Raw genomic sequence first — 19827 nt, 5'->3', positions numbered from 1 at the left:
CTAACCTCTAACCTCTAACCTCTAACCTCTAACCTCTAACCTCTAACCTCTAACCTCTAACCTCTAACCTCTAACCTCTAACCTCTAACCGCAAGTTGCCACTTTTTTGCTAAAGCCTCTATCTGTACTATCTTTTTAAATCTACCTTGAAGGAGATCAGGATGTATTTAGTCAGGCTTATTTATACGAGTGAAGTTTGTGAAGGATTTGGGCCGAGTGATATTGAGGATATCATTGAAAAAGCACAGAAAAATAATCATGCGTCGAATGTAACAGGGTTGCTGTGTTTTAATAGTTCGCACTTTTTACAGTGCCTAGAGGGATCTCGACAGGCGGTAAATGCAACCTACCATAAGATCTTAAATGATAATCGGCATCGAAATATTATTATGCTGAATTACTGCGAAATTTACGAAAGGGAGTTCGAAAACTGGTCAATGGGTTATATTCCGTATTCAAAAATAACCACACCGCTTAATTTAAAATACTCAGGCACCAGCGAATTCGATCCGTTAGCAATGTCAGGAGGCAGTGCACATAAACTCATGATGGCACTGAGGGATACATTAGTAAATCAATAATCCAAATGGAGTGTCACTGCCATGACACTCCAGGAATACTTACACCTTTGAGTGCGCCAAAATGTGAGTTTAGTTTTCTATTTTTAGCAGTTGGGAGAGCTGATTTGCGTGTTTTGGGGTGATCAGATCTGCGAGTGTATAGTTATCTAAATGAAGGAAAAAAGCCTCCATTGCTTGTGCAAATATTTGTTTAAGTTGACAGGCGGGGGTGATAACACATTGATTGTCATTACCAAAGCATTCCACCAACGTAGACCCTTGCTCTTGTAAGCGCACTAACTCACCAATGTTAATCTCGGTGGGATCTTTGCTTAAGCGGATACCGCCATTCTTTCCTCTCGTCGCAATTAAATAGCCTCTATTACTTAGCTCTTGCACTACTTTCATGAGGTGATTTTTTGAGATTTCGTATTTTTCAGCGATCTCTTTAATGGTCACAAGCTCACCATTATGTAAGGCAGTAAAAATCAAAACACGCAGTGAATAATCTGTAAAACGAGTGACATTCATAGTGAGACTCTAAAATTTTAAATATGTATCTATTTTACATCTTTAATAAACGTGTGTAAACTTCTTAAAGATTCATTTCAAATGCATGTTTAAATAGGGGTGTTATATGAATTACTTAAATTGGCCTATCAGTAAAATTGCGACAGAAATTCCCGGTGCAACAGCACTCTTTTTTGCGCACCGAATAAACTTTTGTTGTCAGGGGCATCTGGTGTTGTCAGACGTTATCGAAAAACGAAATATTGATCGCGAAGAAATCATTTCAGACATAGAGGTTTTGCTAAGCAGGCAAACCGCTATTGATTACCACAACCTGAGTAATAAGGAATTGGTTGAGCATATTCTGACTCGCTATCACCGTGTTCACCGAGTACAGCTTGAAGAGTTGATACGTTTAAGTGAGCGTGTTGAAGAGGTGCATTTTGATAAGCCTAATTGTCCTAATGGTTTAGCGAATCATTTGAAGAATATGTATGTAGAGTTAGAAGATCATATGCAAAAAGAAGAGCTTATCCTCTTTCCAATGCTGCAAGCCGATACAATCCCTGCCATGGTCAGTGGACCAATTAGCGTAATGATGGCGGATCATGAAGCCCATATCGCAGAAATAGAGAAAATCTACCAATTAACAAATGATGTCACTTTGCATGCGGGAGCATGTAATACATGGACGGCTTTGTATTTAGGGTTGCAGGCATTTATTAGCGATTTGAATATGCATATTCATATTGAGAACGCTATTTTGTTCGCACGGGTTGAGGGACGATAGAAATGAGAGAATACAAAAAGTTATGGTGGACCTTGTTTGCTGTTCTTGCTGTTACATTTGCTATTTTGGGTTACTTTGGTAAAGAGGTATACCGAGTTGCCCCTCCTATAGCTGCAAAATATGTCACCACATCGGGGGAGCTGTACACAGGTAAAGAGGCGATTTTAGATGGTCAAACTGCATGGCAATCAGTAGGAGGAATGCAACTAGGCTCAATTTGGGGGCATGGTGCTTATCAAGCGCCTGACTGGACTGCTGATTGGCTTCACCGTGAGATTATTAATTGGTTAGATATTGCTGCACAAGCGCAATATGGTGTGCTTTTTGATGAGTTAACTGAGCAGCAAAAGCAACCATTGCTGTGGGAAGTAAAGAGAGAGTACCGCACTAATACGTATGATAAACAATCTGACACGGTTACTTTATCGACGCGTCGGATAGCGGCAATTAAGCAAACAGCGCAGTACTACAACGATTTGTTTGGAGGGGCAGAGGCATTAAAGCAAACACGTAAAAACTATGCAATGAAAGAGGTGACACTTCCTGATCCTGAGCGTCGTCAGCGTCTAACAGAGTTCTTTTTTTGGACGGCATGGTCCGCATCGACAGAGCGCCCTGATGGGGATGCAACCTACACTAATAACTGGCCGCATGAGCCACTGATTGATAATAAACCGACCGCTGAAAACATTGTCTGGTCAATTGTTAGTGTTGTGATACTGATTGCAGGTGTCGGTGGATTGATTTGGGCATGGTCATTTTTACATAAAGACGAGGCTCCCCCTGAGGCTCCAAAAGACGATCCAATAGCGAGCTTTAATTTAACGCCTTCTCAAAAAGCATTAGGTAAGTATTTATTTTTAATTGTTGCTCTCTTTACGTTCCAGGTTTTATTGGGTGGATTTACTGCGCACTATACTGTTGAAGGGCAGGGATTTTATGGCATCAATACCTCAGAATGGTTTCCTTATAGCCTAGTAAGAACATGGCATATTCAATCGGCATTATTTTGGATTGCGACAGGATTTTTAGCTGCAGGTTTATTTTTAGCGCCGATTATTAACGGCGGTAAAGATCCTAAGTTTCAAAAAATAGGTGTTGATATTCTTTTCTGGGCGCTAATTATCGTCGTGGTTGGGTCATTTATCGGCAACTTTTTAGCCATCGCGCAAATTATGCCTCCCGAGTTAAGCTTTTGGTTGGGACATCAAGGGTACGAGTTTGTTGATTTAGGCCGACTTTGGCAGATTGGTAAATTTACAGGCGTCGCATTTTGGCTGCTGCTAATGTTACGTGCAATTGTTCCGGTATTTAAACAAGAAGGAGATAAAAACCTACTGGCATTATTTACAGCTTCAGTGGTGGCAATCGGGCTGTTTTACGCTGCTGGGTTTTTCTATGGTGAACGAACGCATATTTCGGTAATGGAATACTGGCGTTGGTGGATTGTGCACCTATGGGTAGAAGGTTTCTTTGAGGTTTTTGCAACCGCTGCGCTGGCTTTTATTTTCTATAATATGGGTTTAGTCTCTAAACGTTCGGCAACAATTGCGTCATTGGCGTCTGCATCGCTGTTTTTATTAGGCGGTGTGCCAGGCACATTCCATCACTTATATTTCTCTGGTACAACGACCCCTGTAATGGCAGTGGGAGCAACCTTTAGTGCGCTGGAAGTCGTGCCGTTAATTGTGCTTGGTCATGAAGCGTGGGAGCATTATAAATTAAAAAACCGTACTCCATGGATGCTAAAAATAAAGTGGCCATTAATGTTTTTTGTCGCTGTCGCATTTTGGAATATGTTAGGGGCCGGCGTATTAGGGTTCTCAATTAATCCGCCTATTTCACTTTATTATGTACAAGGTCTTAATACGACGGCTACCCATGCTCATGCCGCATTATTTGGTGTGTATGGCTTTTTAGCTCTTGGCTTTACCTTGTTAGTACTGCGTTATATTCGTCCTCATCTTCAATTTGATGACACTTTAATGAAAACTGCTTTTTGGTGGATGAATATCGGTTTAGCGTTAATGCTATTTACCAGTTTATTACCTATTGGAATCATTCAGTTCTTTGCAAGTGCTTCTAAAGGGTTGTGGTATGCACGCTCTGAAGCGCTACTACAAAGTGACACCTTGGTGATACTAAGATGGGTAAGAACGGTTGGTGATGTGGTGTTTATTGTTGGCGCATTTGCCGTTAGTTGGCAAGTCGTTAAAGGGGTCTTTGCAAAGCAAACCTGCAACCAAAGTGCTTGAAGCGCAAGAGACACACTCACTGTAATAAATAAAATGAGGGTGAGGTAATAACTCACCCCCATTTTGGAATGTTATAAACGAACCTGCTCACCTTCATTTAAAATATACAGGGGGACAGGCTCATTCATGTTATGAGACATGTGTAGTAAACGCAGTAATGCTGAGTGACTTGAATGGTCGCCCATTTGCCAACTTGCATTACCATAACCCCATGGGATCATTACTTTACAACTTAATTCACGTGCTGCATTCAAGGCATCTTCGGGTGTGGTATGCACATAGCGATACCATTTACCATTTTCTTCGTGATAGTAAGATGCGATTGGCATTAAGCACACATCTATTTCACCATACTTTTGCTTAATATCGCTAAAATGCTGTGAGTAGCCGGTATCCCCTGCAAAAAATAGTGTGTTCCCATTTTGCTCAAGTAACCAACCATTCCATAAATCTTTGTTGTTATCTTCGTAGACAAATGGCACTAACACACGACTGCTAAAATGGTGCGCTGGCACAGCATGTATTGTTAAATCATTAATTGGGGTGCTGGCATACCACGCCATCTCACTAATATTAAAACCACCTGTTGGAAAGTTATCAGCGACGCCTAGGGGCACTAAATAGCGGGGCTGATTGCCAATTTCTTCGATGTCGGCTTTATTGAAGTGGTCGTAGTGGATGTGTGAATACATGACAGCATCAATCTGATTTAGCTCATTTTTTGTGGGCCAAAATCCGGGGTTGCGATACATGCCGCCAGCAAGCTTAAAGGCTAAATCGACCGGTGAATCAAACTGCTCTTTGACGGGGTCAAATAGCAGGTGCTCGCCGTTAGGTGTCTCAATCATAAAGCTGGCATGCCCAAGCCAACGTACAGTAAAACCGGTGTTAATCGACGCTGGATTCTGCTGACCTTGATATAAACAGTGTAAAGGAGTGTCATTACATTGAAGTAACTCGGTCTCGGGATAGCAATCATCAGTACAGGTTGTTGGGTAGTGTTTATCACCGGGATACAGGTTGTGATAGCGACCAGCTCGCTCACCTTCATTGTGCAAAGGTATAACAGACTCTTGCCCTGCTATAACATTAACTGTGTTTGGACTACTGCAGGCACTGAGTAGCGCCGCAGCAATTATAACTTTAAGGTGGTTCTGCATAAGGTGACTAACTTTTAAACTTTGCGCACAGTGTAGCAAATTAACATACCGGGTAAATCATCGAAAGGTAACAAGACGTAACAATAAAAAAGCCTACGATATTGTAGGCTTAGTGATTTAATTTATTAAAAAAATGTCGGTGCCGAGAGCATCTAACTGCTCACTGTGTTTACTCAAATTTTTAGCCCGCTTTATTCATTTGTTCAATGAATTTATTTGAATCTTCAATCGACTTGTTCATATCGTCCATTAAGATTTTGATATCGCGTTTTAAATTAGTGAATTCACCTTTTATTGCTGTCACAGCTTGAGCATTCAAGTTATGTTTCAGATATAAAACATTGTCATGCAATGACGACAGGACGGGTTCCATTTTACTTTCGGCGCTGCGCATTGAACGAAGCAATTGGTCAAACTGGCGCTTCGTTGAATTAAGCTTTTTGCTGCTTTCACGCTTGAGAGAAGCGCTTTTGTACTGTTCTAGTTCGTCGGCCCACTCTTCAAAAAGTGCTTCGGCTACATCTTCAACTTTGTTGATATTACTGGTGACATCGTTCGCTGCCGCAAGGCTCGATTCATAATCATTATTAAGTTGAGTATAAGCTTCTTCGAGTTCACCGCCATCAAAGTTAATTAAGGTCGTTAACCTGTCTAGTGCAGATTGAAACTCTTCTTGCGACTCTTGCTGTGATTCTTTCGTTTCTTCAACGCGGTCTACTAAAATATCGCGTTTATGCACTCCGACTGATTCCATGGCTGAGTAATAAGCTGACTGACAGCCTGATAATGCCATAGTAACTGCAAAGAGTGGTGCGCTTAAAAGTGTCAGTTTTTTCATTGAGTTCCCTTTTTAGATGCCTGTCGTTTCAAATTATGTGGTGGATTGCTATGATTATCAAAACATTTTAGCAGAAAGTTGGTTCTATGGATGAGAAACTCAGTCGTTATAAGTTGCAAATAAGTATTTTCTTAAAGCAGCAACCGGGTTGGTGGATGCAGTATTTGACCCGCTGTATTGATGATCAGATCACGGTTAATGCGGGTTACCTTGCTTATGTCACCTTATTATCCATTGTACCGTTAGTGGCTGTGGGGGTCGCGATATTCTCTGCATTTCCTGGCTTTGAAAGTACTCTCATTACCATTGAAAACTTTTTGTTCACTAATCTTGTGCCCACTTCCTCTGATGTCATTAAAGAGCATATCAGTGCGTTTGCGGGGAATGCGAATAAAATGACCGCCGTGGGGGTTGGCTTTTTGGCTGCGGTGTCGCTTTTATTGATCCGCAATGTTGATGCCACCCTGAATCGCATTTGGCGAATTAAGAAAAAACGCCCGATGATGATCTCATTTGCAGTGTATTGGATGGTATTAAGTTTGGGGCCAGTCTTGTTAGGAGCAAGTATTGGTGTGACGTCTTATATTGTTTCTTTGGTGTCGTTTGCCGATCAGGGGATACCTGGCTTCAGTGGATTTTTGTTAAAGCTTTTACCTTACATTATTTCCATGGTGGGCTTTATTATGCTCTATACTTTAGTTCCTAACACACGAGTTCCATTTAGAGCGGCAATTCCAGGGGCGCTGTTTGCAGCTATGTTATTTGAGCTGACAAAAAAAGGCTTTGCGCTGTATATCAGCCATTTCCCATCTTATGAAGTGATTTATGGGGCCCTAGCGACAATTCCTATTTTATTTGTATGGGTTTATTTGTCGTGGATTGTCGTATTACTCGGTGCAGAATTTACGGTCTGTATCAGCCCTGAGAAAATAGAAGACACTCCTGATATAGACATTTAAATACACTGCACCTAAGGAGAGCGAGGTGCAGTTATATCCACAGTACAATGCAAGTCGTGACTATCACTTAAGCGTGGGTGATGGACATCAAATACATGTTCAAGAATACGGTGATCCTCAAGGCATGGTGGTTGTGTTATGTCATGGGGGGCCGGGCGCGGGCCTTCGGCCTGAAAATTGTCGATTTTTCGATCCCGCACGTTATCGGGTGATCATGTTTAGCCAACGCGGCTGTGGTCACTCAACGCCGCACGCAACTAAGGCAAATACCACCTTGGACTTAGTCGCCGATCTGGAGTTTTTGCGTTCCCAATTAGGTATTAACAAATGGCTTGTGTGTGGCGAATCGTGGGGGGCGACGCTTGCCTTAGTGTACGCGATTCATCACCGTGAACACGTGGCAGGACTCATCTTGCGTGCCAGCTTTTTAGCCTGTGACAGTGACTTTGAGTGGCTTTACACGACGCGTGGAGCTGGTGCTCACTTTTATCCCGAATGTTTTAAAGTGTTTGCTCATCAGTATTCTAACTGGCATGAATTACTTGATTTTTACCATGCGCAGTTAACCTGTGATGATCAAATCAAGGCCAGTAAGTATGCTAAGCGTTGGTGTCAATGGGAGCAGGTACTTTGTCATGGTGAACCATTAATAAACTGGAGTTTACATGAACCTCATGTTGGCCTAAACCAAGCTACGCTCATGGTGCATTATTTTCGACATCATTGCTTTATCGAAGAAAAATTTATAGCAGAAAACTGCAAAGAACTTGCTCATTTACCTATTTGGTTTATTCATGGCCGTGCTGATTTAGTGTGCAGGTACAGTGCGGTACAACAGTTAGCAGAGCAGCTTAATGCGCAATTACTTATTTTAGATGGGGTTGGGCACAGCAGTGATAATCAGGTATATTTGGCGGCCATGCGACGTGCCGCAGATTTAATGTATATCAAGTTATCGAGGGATCAATGCAAGGCTTAATTCAAAGAGTAACCCAGGCTAAAGTTGAGGTAGATGGGGAAGTTGTTGGTGAAATATCAAAAGGTATTCTGTTGTTATTAGGGGTTGAAAAACATGACACAGAGCAATCGGCAGAAAAGCTTTTGCACAAGGTGAGTAATTACCGTATTTTTACTGATCAGCAAGGAAAAATGAATTTAAGCTTGCAAGACATCCAAGGTGAGCTATTAGTTGTGTCGCAGTTTACGTTGGCTGCTGATACCAAAAAGGGGATGCGGCCAAGCTTTTCAAGTGCAGCTACCCCAGCGCAAGCCAATGCGTTGTACGAATATTTTGTAGAAAAAGCCAAAGCGGCCGATTTACGAGTTGCCACAGGGCAGTTTGCTGCTGATATGCAGGTAAGCTTGTGTAATGATGGGCCCGTTACTTTTAACTTATCTGTGTGATTACTTTCTGATCATAACGATATGATTAACGTAGTTGGGTATTTTTTCAATACTTGGGCGTTTACCAAATTCGGTGATCAGTAAATGCTCAAGTTGTTTTAATTGTGATGGATGATTCGATAAAAAATTAATAAACAAGCGGCCATTTTTGGCCATTGCAGCCCGAAGTTTTGCGTAAAATGCGTGTTTGTATAAAAACAGTGGCGCTTCTACCTCACTAAATAAATCTAAGATAATCCAATTGTATTCATTGCCTTGTTCTAACACCTGTTGGGCATCAAAACAGCGCAGGTTATTGGCATGGTTTCCGCCAAAATAGCGTTTATAGCAATGAATAATATCAGGGTTTTTGTCTACCGAAGTGAGTTGGCTTTGAGGGTAAGTGTGTTGTAGATAATTACGAATTGCACCACCCCCTAAGCCAAGTTCCAGCACTTTTTTAGGTGCTTCGAGTTCTTGCCAACGTTTTGCAAGGTATTGTAAATGTGGGAAAAATAATCGAGCTGGCCGGCGTTTTTCAATAACAGATTGCAAGGTTTCATTAATTAATAACCAACGTAGCTGATTTAGTTGCCTTACTTGAATACAGTCATTACCTTGTTTATGCCAGTAGATAAGCTGCCCGAGTCGGTGGCATTCCTCAATAAAACTGTGTTTCACTGCGCCACTGGGTTCTAAAAAATGTTCCATATTTCGGGCCTTTAGCGGTTGAATTACAAAAATAATACAATTATTTCAGCATAGACCAGCACACTTAAAGTGCCAATTGTGCAGTAGTTTTTACAGCCTTAAATAATAATTTAGGTTGGGTCACCAAAGTATTATTCCAACTTGAGTGAAGATCGCGTATCGTAATTTGCATTCGTCAGGCCACGTTAAAATAACAACAGACAGTGGCTTAACTATCACAGGAGTATTTATGTTTAAAGTGACCACCCCACAAAGTAGCGAAGATTGGCAAGCGTATTATTCATTGCGTTGGCAAGTTTTAAGAGCACCTTGGGGCGAGCCGCGTGGATCTGAGCAAGATGACTTAGAGCAAGACGCAGAGCACCGCTTTATCAAAAATAATGATGGCGAGGTATTGGGGGTAGCGCGTCTGCACTTCAATAATCATCAACAAGCACAAGTGCGTTATATGGCTGTGGCTGAGGGTAATCGTAATCAGCATATTGGTAGTCGTTTGTTGCATGAACTCGAAAAAATAGCATGGACACAAGATGCCGATGAATTAGTCTTATTTGCGCGTGAACGGGCGCTCGACTTCTATAAACGCCACGGTTATGAAGTAAAAGAAAAAGCACATTTGGCTTACAATGATGTACAGCATTGGAAAATGGTGAAACAAAAGCCGTCTGAGCCAGGCTGGTTCCGTCACCCTAATTGGACACAAGTGCTACAAAATACGTGGCGTGAATCAATTCCAATCAGTGATGCAATGGGGATTAAAGTTGAAAGTTATACTGACTGGCAGTTTACGACCCGTGCTGATTTAGATGCCAATTTAAACTTACATAACACGATGTTTGCCGGTTCCATATACAGTTTAGCGACATTAACAGGGTGGGGAGCAACCTATCTTGCATTAAAAGAAGCCGGTCTTGAGGGAAATATTGTGTTAGCTGATGCGAACATTAAATACCTAAAACCTCTCAATAACGATCCCCGAGGCCGTGTTGAGTTGCAAGGCTGCAAAGGGAAGTTAGCTGATTTAGAATCAAATGGTAAAGCAAGTTACCATGTCCCAGTGAATGTGTACGATGGCGATGTGTTAGTTGCTGAGTTTGAAGGGCACTTTATCGTAAAAAAATAGCATAGTTTTAGCCTTTAACAGCGGGCGCTAAGTTGCTCGCTGTTAAAGGCTCATAATGCGTTGCTTACAGTAAGTCTGTTAAAAGAATACCCACACCAAAACGCTCTATATCGGCATTGTAGTCAATTAGGCTCTCACCATAACCGTTGAAATATTGTGCGTAACCACGTAACCGTCCCCACAGCGGGAAAGACCAATCAAGTTGGATTGCACCGCGATTATCAGAATTTAAGTTATTACGCGACATAAAGCTAAATTCATGTTCGTTGTAGCGATACGCCCCAGAGAATTCAAAGTAGCCCATGTATTTGTAGATATCGGGGTTATCATCGCCGCGAGCTTTTAACTCGTTATCTTTTTTGTCTTCAGGAATGCGGTACCAAGGTTTAAAGCTAAATACAAAGCCGTTTTTTTCCCATAAAAAGTCAGCGTATATGCGATTCCATGAACGTGAGTTTGGCTGGCTGCGGCCATTAGACTGATGCGATGCACCAATGGCTATCGCCATTTCATCACCCCAAAGTACATGCTCAGGATCAAGGTAGTTTATCCAGAATATTTCAGGCTCGTAGTTGGTCTCGCGAAAGGGTGATGAAATATCTTTGTTATAAAACTGCCAAAATGATTGCATGGTAAAAGCAAAAAATACGCCTTGGTCTTTATCAGAAAAGCCCTCAAAAATAGGCACTTTTATTGATAATTGATATTTAACTTCTAGGTTATCAAGTGGCTCGCCATCGGCGTCATCAGCCAACTCTTTTAAACCATCAAACGGGCGAATATTCGGATCAGACACATAAGAAAGTGGTAAAATGTAATTACGTTTATGGGGGGTGATTACATTGCGGTTCTTTTTACTCACTTCTTCACGCGCTTTACGCTTATCCAGAGCTGTCAGCTTTTTGCTTTCGTCTAGATCGGAGCATTTCTTGCGCAGCTGTTCGAGAGTTTGCTGACCATCTCCGCCAATCGCTTCATTTAATATACATTGCTTAACTAATTCGAGCGCATCATCTTGCTCATTCGTATTTTGCTCTTCGGTTTGGGCTAAAACAGGTACGGAAAATAAACTCGCGGCAACTAGCCAAATACGCCATCCCATTGCGATTCCTTTAAATAGATGTAGAAGTGTGATCAGTATAGTGATTTTTACATAACTCGCCGTGAACTTGTACTGAATTGTGGACAAATGTTATCTCTACCGCTTAATCGGCGAGTTTAAACACGGCTTAGGTAAGGTGGAATTGACAGAGGTGAGGACTTGTTAAACGCTATTGTGAATAGAGAGCCCCAAGCTAAGCTTGGGGCTCTAATATAACGGCCTTTGGATAGAATCCTGTTGGCCGTTGACTCTCACGCAATGAGAAGGAATGAGCTCTGGGTTTAATCACAGCTCAAAGACATTGGTAAAGAACTTATAAAGCTCAGTACCTTGGTTTACGCTTGCTGATGCGAAATGCAATATTGCAATCGCGTCTTTATCAAAACTGAGTGTTTGCAGTGGTTGTTCACATAAATAGCGCTCCATACGTAAAATATGGGCTATCGGCTCACCTGCTTTGATGTGACCGCCTAACGGTGCTAAGTACTCGACCATACCGCCCATCGGGGCGTAGTAAGCAATGTAGTCATCGAGCATACAACCGTAACGAGTCATCGCTTTAGGCTGATACGCTGCATCAACAAATACACCTTTATGAGTCAAGTAGCTTAAAATACTGTGTGCATCTTCAAGGGCGGCACTCAAATCAATTTTTTCTTGGCTGCCGAGCTCAACAGTAAAAGCCTCGACCTGTACTGAAAGTTCGCGTCCGTATTTAGTAAGCTCTTCAGATAAAGACCACCACGGGCAAAAGCTTGCTTCATCCATCGCACCCCCAAAGTCATTAGGTATGAGCAATACATGTTCAATATTGAAGTATTGTGCGCTGTTTTTGGCATACTCTGGACAATATAGGTGCTGGCTTGAGATTGGGCCTGTGTGAAGGTCTAATACGATGTCGGCTTGATGTGCCAACTTTTGTAAGTTGAGCGCGATACGTTTACCCGTTGTTAAGCTGTAATCTGGGCCGTTTAGTTGTGCATTGATATCTGCGACTAACGCGTCTTTAAGAGCACTTCTGATCGTGTCTTCATTGCTTGATGCATGCTGCTCTGCAATCTGGGCAGGTAACGCGTTGTTAAAGCGATACATACGGTTCCAGTTGGTCCCTGTGATGGGATCAAAACGACCTAATGTAAATTCCCCCGACTTTTGGTTGCAGCCAATCGGATTTGCATAAGGGACAAGTGTGATATCACCGCGCAGTTTAAGCGTTTTTAATTGTTCAAGTAGCTGGTAAATAACGGCATTACCTTGTACTTCTGCACCATGCATGTTGGCCTGAATGTAAACGCTTGGGCCACTTCCATCGCCTTTTAAGCGATAGACTGGGATGGTCAATGGTAAGCCATTCGCAATTTCGCCGACGACAATGTTTTCTTGGCTAATTAAATCTTTACTCATGGTGATTACCTTAAATAATAGCTGGCATCTTCAGCGCTGCGGATACATTCAATGTTGCCTTGCTCAATAACGTATTCGGCAGCAAGTTCATGGCATAAAAAGTACGGCATACTCTCTGTGAAACCATAAGCACCACATTGACTGAATATGAGCCAGTCATGTTCATCTACGTCATTCGCTAATGTATGTTCACCTAAACAATCAAGCGCGGTACAAAGTGGACCATAGAGTGTCATTGTTGTCAGTGAAGCCTGTGATTCACGCAATACTGTAACTGGGAAGTCTTGGTTTGTTACCGCAGGACGAAGCAGGTGATTAATCCCGCCTGATAAAATCACTTGCTGTTGGCCATAGTTTTCTTTTCGCTCAACCACAGGTGTTGCGTAATGACCACATTCACCTACGGCATAACGGCCTAACTCCATCCAAAGTTCTGCTACACCGGCTTGAGCTTTAATGCTGGCAAGGGTCTCGATAAGTGCTGACCAGTCTAATCGGCTGGCATCTTGAGTATAAGGGATGCCTAAGCCGCCCCCTAAATCGAGTATGTTAAGTTCAATGCGTAATGCACGTGCTAGTTGCTGTAATGGCTGGATCATAGCGCGCCAAAGCGCTGCCAGTTTGTCAGTGCTGAGCATGTTGCCCCACTGAAAAATATGCAAACCATCAACCTTAAGTGCTGGGTAGTCATTGACATTAAGCGCGTGCCACTCTTCACAACCAAGGCCAAAAGGAGTGAGGCTATCGCCACCAAGCGGGTTCTTTTCGCTGTCTGGCCAGCGAAGTTGTACACGCAATAATACTTGCAGTTGGCAGTTAGCTTTTGTGGCTTGCTCGTTTAGCCAACGGACTTGGTTAATGCTCTCGGCGACGAAAATACGCACACCTCGCGCAATAAAATGACTAATTTGTGCAGGGCTCTTTGCTGGCCCTGTGTTGAGCACGCGCTCGCTATTGATGCCTTGAGCAAGTACTTGCTCAAGTTCACCTTTACTCGCCACATCAAAATTAAACCCCGCACTGTCTAAACACTGAATAATGCGAGACAGGGGATTAGCCTTAACGGCATACCACAGTTTCACATCGGTTTGGGCTGTGAGTTGTTTTAAATGTGTCGTTAATTTATCAAGGTCATAGATAAAAAATGGTGTATCAAGGTGCGCTGAAACTTGTTCAACTGCTTGCTTGATGGGCGTGCTCAAAAAGCTCATTAACGTAAAACCTCTTCTAATAACAATGACGCGTCACTTTGTTCGTCACGGTATTTTACGATGAGCGCACATGACATGCTGAGGCCTTGCTCGCGAGCCCATGCATTGGAAGCAGGGCGAGAACCTGGGATCACAATAGCGTACTCAGGGATTGGTTCGCCTTTTTCTAATTGACGCTCGTTCACGCAATCATAGACTGGAATGGTCGCAGACAAGCGGACTCCCGGTGCAAGCACTGCGCCTTTTTTAACGACAACGCCCTCTACAATCACACAACCTGCGCCGATAAATGCATCATCTTCAATAACCACAGGACTGGCACCAATTGGTTCAAGTACGCCACCTAACTGAACCGCTGCGCTCAGGTGAACATTTTTACCCACTTGTGCACATGACCCTACTAAAGCGTGGCTATCGACCATAGTCCCTTCATCAATAAATGCTCCGATGTTTACATACGCGGGTGGCATAATGATCGTGCCTTTAGCAACGTGCGCACCTCGGCGAACACTGCTACCGCCAGGGACCATACGTACACCTGCATCTGCGGCAAAGCCTTGAGGGGCTAAATTGTGCTTATCAACAAATCCACCAGGAAACTCCGTGTTTGTGCCATTTTTAAAGGCCTCTAAAATGCCTTGTTTTACTTCAATATTGGCATGCCAGTTGCCATTCTCGTCTTGTGTTGCGGCACGTACTGTGCCCGATTCTAAGTTATTTAATAATGCTAACCAGCTCATGATAAAACCTGTTTTTAGTTCCAAGATAAAATTGTGTTGTTTGCGTGGGTGATGCTGTCTGTATGCTCAAGCTCTAAATGAGTCAGCGGTGGACGTAATTGCGGGGTGTTTATTCTACCTTGCAGGTGCATCAGTACTTTTACGGGAATTGGGTTTGCGACAGCAAATAAGCTTTGAATTGCGCTAGACCAATCGGTGAATAAATTGGGATGTTGACCGCTTAAACTTCGTTTAACAAACTCATGAGTTTGACTTGGCCATGCATTCGCCGCCACTGACACTAAGCCTTTAGCACCCGCTTGCGCAAAATATGGCATCAGTGCATCGTCACCACTAAAAATGGCGAGCTTAGGTGAGGCCGTTCTAAAGCCTTCAAATTTGCCGATGTCACCACTGGCTTCTTTAAGTGCCCACAGGTTTTTATGATCGGCGAGGTTTTTAATGACGGTAGGTGAAATCTCAACAGCACTGCGTCCAGGTACGTTGTATAGCATACATGGGTGTTTACTCGCATTTAGTAAGCTTTCAAACCAATGAGTTTGGCCAATAACGCCAGGCTTTGCATACAGTGGCGAACCTAACAAGTAGCCATGAATAGGCAGTTGATTGCAGTACTCGACCCACGCAACTTGCTGCTTAAGGTTCATACCACCAACGGCAACCATAAGCGGTACGCTAGGGGTTAGCTGGCATACGTGCTCAACAATGGCTTGTTGTTCTTTGAGTGAAAGAGCAAGCCCTTCACCGGTACTGCCCAGCAATAAAATACCATTGTTGGCAGCTTGTTGTTCAGCCACAAGCTGTTCAAGGGCGATGTAGTCTACCTCGCCAGATTCAGAAAATGGCGTGATTAGCGCTGTCCATAATGGATAGTCGTTTAAATCAAAATTGTTGATCATCTCTCACGAACTTATAAGGTATTCGAAGAGTCAGTGCGGAAACAATTGAATGGAGCCGCATGTCGTCATTCGAACAAGGTATAATTCGAAGAGCGAATGGGCTTAAAATAATAAAGACGCGACGGCCTTATTATACTAAGACCAGAAGCTCTCCACCAAACTTATCAATAGCATTGCTATTGTTGGTGACAGTCGCTGGGATTCAGCCCAGTCGCCCGAAATAAGCACCCCACAAACGGTGTTACTTCTCGGCGTTAATTTCCCCTCACGTATGATCAACAGAGTCTGTGCTCTTCCCATACGCTACCTGAATAACGCACCTCTTCCAGCCCTTTATGCTCGCTTTAACGTTAAAGCCAACATAATGAAATAGGGTATTGGCGCTGATTAAAGCATTTTAGCCTTCTAGGTGTCAAGGCGGTGGATTTGTTTTTTATTGACCAATTAAGCAATCGGGTTACGTATAACTTCGTTTTTACGTACACTTAGAACGAAGCAGACGAATTGGAAGAATGATGGAAAAGTTTACCGACATTTATCAACGAGCCGTTAAAAGAAAAGGCAGTGAAGAAATGCTGCATGCACTGTTATCAAACCCGCTCGATGATGCTGATATTGCTAACATAGCGGATGATTTATGGTTGGAGGAGTTCACTCGTAAGGTATTTCAAAGTGGATTCTATTGGTCTGTAATCAATAATAAATGGGCGGGGTTTCGTGAAGTATTTTGGGACTTTAGCGTCGAAAAACTATTGATGATGCCACCTGATATGCTCGAACAAAAAGCGATGGATGAGCGAATTATTCGCAATTTCAAAAAAGTGCAAACAATCCCTGAAAATGCTTACATGATCCATGAAGTCGCTGAAAAAAATGCAAGCTTTAGCCAATTTATTGCACAGTGGCCCAGCGACAACATTATTGGTTTATGGGCTTACTTGAAGAAGCATGGCGCACGCTTGGGCGGGAACACCGGCCCTTATGCGTTGCGCGCGATGGGAAAAGATACCTTTTTGCTCTCGCGAGATGTGGAAAGTTATCTACGTGCTCATCAGCTCATTGATGGGGGATTGCAGACCAAAAAATCACAGCAAGCGGCGCAGAACTTTTTCAATGAACTACAGCAGCAAAGTGGTTATAGCCTGCAAGCACTGAGTCAATTAGTTGCTTATGGAGTGGGTGATAACCGAGTAGGCATTGCAACACCCTAAGGAATAATATGAAACTGCACACCCGATATACAGACATTAGTGATCTGTTAGCAATTGAAGACACCCCAACAGCGGTTTCTGACCCGAACTTATTGTTATTTAATGCTAATTTAGCTCGCGAGTTTGACATTAGCACTGACCCTGAGTTTTTAGCAAAACGTTTAAGTGGCTCAGAGGTAGATAACGCTGTAAAGCCTGTGGCGCTTGGCTATTCGGGTCATCAATTCGGTCATTTTTCGCCGCGTTTGGGGGATGGTCGTGCGCACTTGCTTGGTGCCATTGAAGATAAACATGGCGCATTATGGGATTTGCAATTAAAAGGTGCAGGTGCAACGGTTTTTTCGCGTGGGGGAGATGGTCGTTGTGCACTAGGTCCTGCCATACGTGAATATATCATGAGTGAAGCCTTGGCGGCCTTAGGTATTGCAACTACCCGTTGCCTTGCTGTTGTAACGACTGGAGAAACTGTTTACCGACAACCCCCACGACCCGGTGCCGTTGTAACGCGTGTGGCGAATAGCCATATCCGTGTTGGTTCATTTCAATATTTAGCAACTCAAGGTGATATTGAAGGACTTGAGAAGTTAGTTGAATACGCAATTAGTTGTCATTTTCCTGATATCAAAAGTGAAGGTGAGCAGCGTATTACAGACTTTTTAGCGGCGGTAATCGATAAGCAGATTGAGCTTGTTGTGAGCTGGATGCGAATTGGGTTTATTCATGGTGTAATGAACACAGATAACACATTAATTAGTGGTGAAACCATTGATTATGGCCCGTGTGCAATGATGAATCAGTTTGATTTAGAAACAGTTTTTAGCTCTATTGACCACCAAGGACGTTATGCTTTTGGTAATCAACCAACTATTGCAAATTGGAATTGCGCGCGTCTTGCAGAAAGCTTATTACCGCTTTTTAAAGATGAGGAACGTGCGCTCAGCGAATTATCAGCGGTTATAAATGGCTTCGCTGCTAAGTTTAACACGGCATTTGATACCATGTGGCGACTAAAGTTAGGTTTAGATGGCGAGCAAGCAGGCGATCAAGCATTAGTTTCAGAGTTACTCACTTTGATGAAACAACATAAACTTGATTACACGAACACATTTAATGCGCTGACAGAGTCATTACGCACAGATTTTTCGCTCCCGGGTAGTTTAAAAGAATGGCTTTGTAAATGGCAGTTAAGAACTTCGGGTGAAAGTTACGGGGTGATGCGCGCTGTTAATCCTGCAGTCATTCCACGTAATCATAATATTGAAATGATCTTGACTGAATATGAGCAAACGGGCACGAGTTCATCGATAGGTGAGTTGTTGAAAGTCTTAGAAAACCCGTATAGCTATGAAGAGCGATTAGCAGCTTGGTACCAGCCCCCTCATGATGGGGATAGTCATTACCAGACTTTTTGTGGTACTTAAGGGCGATGTTGAACAATATATTGCAGCTGTAAATGCTCATTTTTTAAAATCTAAGTGTTCGCCGATTGAGCAAGGTAGCTGCCAGTGATATGATTTATATCAATAAAATAGCACTAAAGTTTTGCTTTTTAACGAATATTTACAAATAAAGTTGCTTTCAACTTGTTGATTTAAAAATAACCAATATAATAGTGTAATTGGGAATGGACTTTAATCGGTTTTGAGGTCAGTAAATTAGGCGGAAAAAGCAGCTTTTGTCTGATTTTAACAAAGCGATCTAAAGGCATTGTTATGCAAAGTTATTTAGATAACCTATTATTATGGGTAATTGACTGAAATTACTCGGCAAGATATTTGTTCTGTACCGAGTGTGTTAAGTTTTGATTAACTATTAGTCGACTACTCTGTTTAAACTGATTGAGCTGGGATGACTTAGCTACAATTTTAATTGTGAAAATGGGAAGGAAACAATGAAATTAAAATCACTTACTATTGCTTTAGCATTAGCTGCAACTAGTGCATCAAGCTTCGCAGCCGAAAAACAAGGTTTTTATATCGGTGCATTTGGCGACTACTATGATGCGTCTTGGGAAAATGTTCGCGATTTCGCGCCAGGTGGCCTAGATGTTGATGACTCTACAGGTTGGGGTTTAGAGCTAGGTTATCGCTTCAGCGATTACTGGAGCGCTCGTCTTGAGTATGCTGATATGGATTTTGATTACAGCGTAGCTCTGAACGACGGCACGACTATGAGCGGTTCAGAAAGCGGTAAGCGTTACGGTATCGATGGTTTATATCACTTCGGTGGTGGCCCATTCTACGGTATCTTCGGTTTGAAAAACCTTGATGCAGTTGACGAAGACCTAATGTTCGCTAACCTAGGTGCTGGTTACCAACATTACTTCACTGACAATTTCGCATTTAACGCTGAAACGTCTCTATACCAAGGTCTTGACCGTGGTTATACAGATGTAGGCGCTAAATTAGGCTTAAGCTACATTTTTGGTGCTCAAGAATCTTCAGCTGAGCCAGTTGAGCCAGCTCCAACAGTTGTTCCTGTTGCTGTTGAGCCTGTAGACAGCGATGGTGATAATATCCCTGATGCTGACGACCAATGTGCTAACACACCGATGACTGATGCAGTTGACGGCACGGGTTGTACATTATACGAAGACCGTGAAGTAACGAAGAGCTTACTAATCACGTTCCCTAACAACACATCTAAAGTGTCTCAACAGTACTTAGATGACATCGCTAAAGCTGCTGCTTTCTTAAAAGAGCACCCAGGCACTAAAGTACTACTTGAAGGTCACACTTCATCTGTAGGTAAAGCTGACTACAACAAGTGGTTATCTAAGAAACGTGCTGATGCCGTTGCTAAGAAACTTATTGAAGATGGTATCGATGCAGAGCGTCTAACGACTGTTGGTTTAGGTGAAGAGCGCCTTAAAAACCCAGCTAATACAGCTGAAGCACATGCTGAAAACCGTCGTGTAGAAGCACACGTAAGCGTTATTGAGCGTGTAAAAGTAGAGCGTTAATAATTAACC

The 19827-nt window shown here is 42.7% G+C and carries 19 protein-coding genes and 1 riboswitch; of the genes, 10 read left to right on the top strand and 9 right to left on the bottom strand.

Annotated elements, in window-relative coordinates; translation table 11 throughout:
• The first annotated feature begins 161 nt into the window (after nucleotides 1-161).
• Nucleotides 162-581, top strand: coding sequence for a BLUF domain-containing protein (locus BWD47_RS14305; protein ID WP_065978929.1), 420 nt, complete (start codon nucleotides 162-164; stop codon nucleotides 579-581).
• A gap of 69 nt (nucleotides 582-650) precedes the next feature.
• Here the strand turns inward: BWD47_RS14305 and BWD47_RS14300 are convergent, their stop codons facing one another.
• Nucleotides 651-1091, bottom strand: coding sequence for an Rrf2 family transcriptional regulator (locus tag BWD47_RS14300; protein ID WP_036974153.1), 441 nt, complete (start codon nucleotides 1089-1091; stop codon nucleotides 651-653).
• Nucleotides 1092-1197: 106 nt separating this feature from the next.
• On the opposite strand from BWD47_RS14300, the gene BWD47_RS14295 reads away from it, so the two are divergent.
• Nucleotides 1198-1860, top strand: coding sequence for a DUF542 domain-containing protein (locus BWD47_RS14295; protein ID WP_036974150.1), 663 nt, complete (start codon nucleotides 1198-1200; stop codon nucleotides 1858-1860).
• Between the two features lie 2 nt (nucleotides 1861-1862).
• Nucleotides 1863-4115, top strand: a complete 2253-nt coding sequence (locus BWD47_RS14290) for a nitric-oxide reductase large subunit (protein WP_075594178.1) — start codon at nucleotides 1863-1865, stop codon at nucleotides 4113-4115.
• A gap of 71 nt (nucleotides 4116-4186) precedes the next feature.
• On the opposite strand, the gene BWD47_RS14285 is transcribed toward BWD47_RS14290, so the two are convergent.
• Both BWD47_RS14285 and BWD47_RS14280 read right to left on the bottom strand, forming a co-directional pair.
• Nucleotides 4187-5275, bottom strand: coding sequence for an MBL fold metallo-hydrolase (locus BWD47_RS14285; RefSeq protein ID WP_075594177.1), 1089 nt, complete (start codon nucleotides 5273-5275; stop codon nucleotides 4187-4189).
• A gap of 181 nt (nucleotides 5276-5456) precedes the next feature.
• Nucleotides 5457-6113, bottom strand: coding sequence for a DUF2959 domain-containing protein (locus tag BWD47_RS14280; RefSeq protein WP_036974143.1), 657 nt, complete (start codon nucleotides 6111-6113; stop codon nucleotides 5457-5459).
• Between the two features lie 86 nt (nucleotides 6114-6199).
• Here BWD47_RS14280 and BWD47_RS14275 point away from each other — a divergent pair, with 86 nt between their 5' ends.
• From BWD47_RS14275 to dtd, 3 genes are read left to right on the top strand one after another with little or no spacing between them, the layout of a single operon-like run.
• Entirely contained in the window at nucleotides 6200-7072 is an 873-nt protein-coding gene (locus tag BWD47_RS14275; RefSeq protein ID WP_036974141.1) for a virulence factor BrkB family protein, read from the top strand.
• 25 nt (nucleotides 7073-7097) lie between these two features.
• Nucleotides 7098-8051, top strand: a complete 954-nt coding sequence (locus BWD47_RS14270) for an alpha/beta fold hydrolase (RefSeq protein ID WP_036974139.1) — start codon at nucleotides 7098-7100, stop codon at nucleotides 8049-8051.
• Nucleotides 8039-8476, top strand: a complete 438-nt coding sequence (dtd, locus tag BWD47_RS14265) for a D-aminoacyl-tRNA deacylase (protein ID WP_075594176.1) — start codon at nucleotides 8039-8041, stop codon at nucleotides 8474-8476. Before BWD47_RS14270 ends, dtd begins: the two co-directional genes overlap by 13 nt.
• On the opposite strand, the gene BWD47_RS14260 is transcribed toward dtd, so the two are convergent.
• Nucleotides 8477-9166, bottom strand: a complete 690-nt coding sequence (locus tag BWD47_RS14260) for a spermidine synthase (RefSeq protein ID WP_075594175.1) — start codon at nucleotides 9164-9166, stop codon at nucleotides 8477-8479.
• Nucleotides 9167-9395: 229 nt separating this feature from the next.
• Here BWD47_RS14260 and BWD47_RS14255 point away from each other — a divergent pair, with 229 nt between their 5' ends.
• Nucleotides 9396-10289 (top strand): bifunctional GNAT family N-acetyltransferase/hotdog fold thioesterase, encoded by an 894-nt coding sequence (locus BWD47_RS14255; RefSeq protein WP_036974132.1) that lies wholly within the window; start codon nucleotides 9396-9398, stop codon nucleotides 10287-10289.
• Between the two features lie 64 nt (nucleotides 10290-10353).
• On the opposite strand, the gene BWD47_RS14250 is transcribed toward BWD47_RS14255, so the two are convergent.
• The 5 genes from BWD47_RS14250 to dapA all read right to left on the bottom strand — a co-directional run bounded on the left by BWD47_RS14250 (nucleotide 10354) and on the right by dapA (nucleotide 15645).
• On the bottom strand, nucleotides 10354-11391 hold the full coding sequence (locus BWD47_RS14250) for a phospholipase A (RefSeq protein WP_075594174.1): 1038 nt from the start codon (nucleotides 11389-11391) through the stop codon (nucleotides 10354-10356).
• Between the two features lie 285 nt (nucleotides 11392-11676).
• Nucleotides 11677-12795 (bottom strand): succinylglutamate desuccinylase/aspartoacylase family protein, encoded by a 1119-nt coding sequence (locus BWD47_RS14245; protein WP_074989656.1) that lies wholly within the window; start codon nucleotides 12793-12795, stop codon nucleotides 11677-11679.
• A gap of 5 nt (nucleotides 12796-12800) precedes the next feature.
• The gene (locus BWD47_RS14240) at nucleotides 12801-14006 is read right to left on the bottom strand and encodes a PLP-dependent decarboxylase (RefSeq protein ID WP_075594173.1); all 1206 of its coding nucleotides are present in this window, start codon (nucleotides 14004-14006) and stop codon (nucleotides 12801-12803) included.
• Entirely contained in the window at nucleotides 14006-14746 is a 741-nt protein-coding gene (locus BWD47_RS14235) for a 2,3,4,5-tetrahydropyridine-2,6-dicarboxylate N-succinyltransferase (RefSeq protein WP_036974123.1), read from the bottom strand. Before BWD47_RS14235 ends, BWD47_RS14240 begins: the two co-directional genes overlap by 1 nt.
• Before the next feature lie 14 nt (nucleotides 14747-14760).
• Nucleotides 14761-15645: a 4-hydroxy-tetrahydrodipicolinate synthase gene (gene dapA / locus BWD47_RS14230; protein ID WP_074989658.1), complete on the bottom strand. Its 885-nt coding sequence runs from the start codon at nucleotides 15643-15645 to the stop codon at nucleotides 14761-14763.
• A 137-nt stretch (nucleotides 15646-15782) separates the two neighbouring features.
• Nucleotides 15783-15978, bottom strand: a riboswitch (Lysine riboswitch).
• Between the two features lie 182 nt (nucleotides 15979-16160).
• Here dapA and BWD47_RS14225 point away from each other — a divergent pair.
• The 3 genes from BWD47_RS14225 to BWD47_RS14215 all read left to right on the top strand — a co-directional run bounded on the left by BWD47_RS14225 (nucleotide 16161) and on the right by BWD47_RS14215 (nucleotide 19818).
• Nucleotides 16161-16856, top strand: a complete 696-nt coding sequence (locus BWD47_RS14225) for a DNA-3-methyladenine glycosylase I (RefSeq protein ID WP_074989659.1) — start codon at nucleotides 16161-16163, stop codon at nucleotides 16854-16856.
• Nucleotides 16857-16864: 8 nt separating this feature from the next.
• Nucleotides 16865-18277, top strand: a complete 1413-nt coding sequence (locus tag BWD47_RS14220; RefSeq protein WP_075594172.1) for a YdiU family protein — start codon at nucleotides 16865-16867, stop codon at nucleotides 18275-18277.
• Nucleotides 18278-18747: 470 nt separating this feature from the next.
• A complete protein-coding gene (locus tag BWD47_RS14215; RefSeq protein ID WP_075594171.1) occupies nucleotides 18748-19818 on the top strand; it encodes an OmpA family protein in 1071 nt (356 codons plus the stop codon).
• The last annotated feature ends 9 nt before the right edge of the window (nucleotides 19819-19827 follow it).

It is taken from the genome of Pseudoalteromonas sp. PAB 2.2 (genome assembly GCF_001938575.1).
Classification (GTDB): domain Bacteria; phylum Pseudomonadota; class Gammaproteobacteria; order Enterobacterales; family Alteromonadaceae; genus Pseudoalteromonas; species Pseudoalteromonas lipolytica.
Note: the sequence above shows the minus strand (reverse complement) of the source record. Positions and strands in the feature narration are given on the sequence as shown.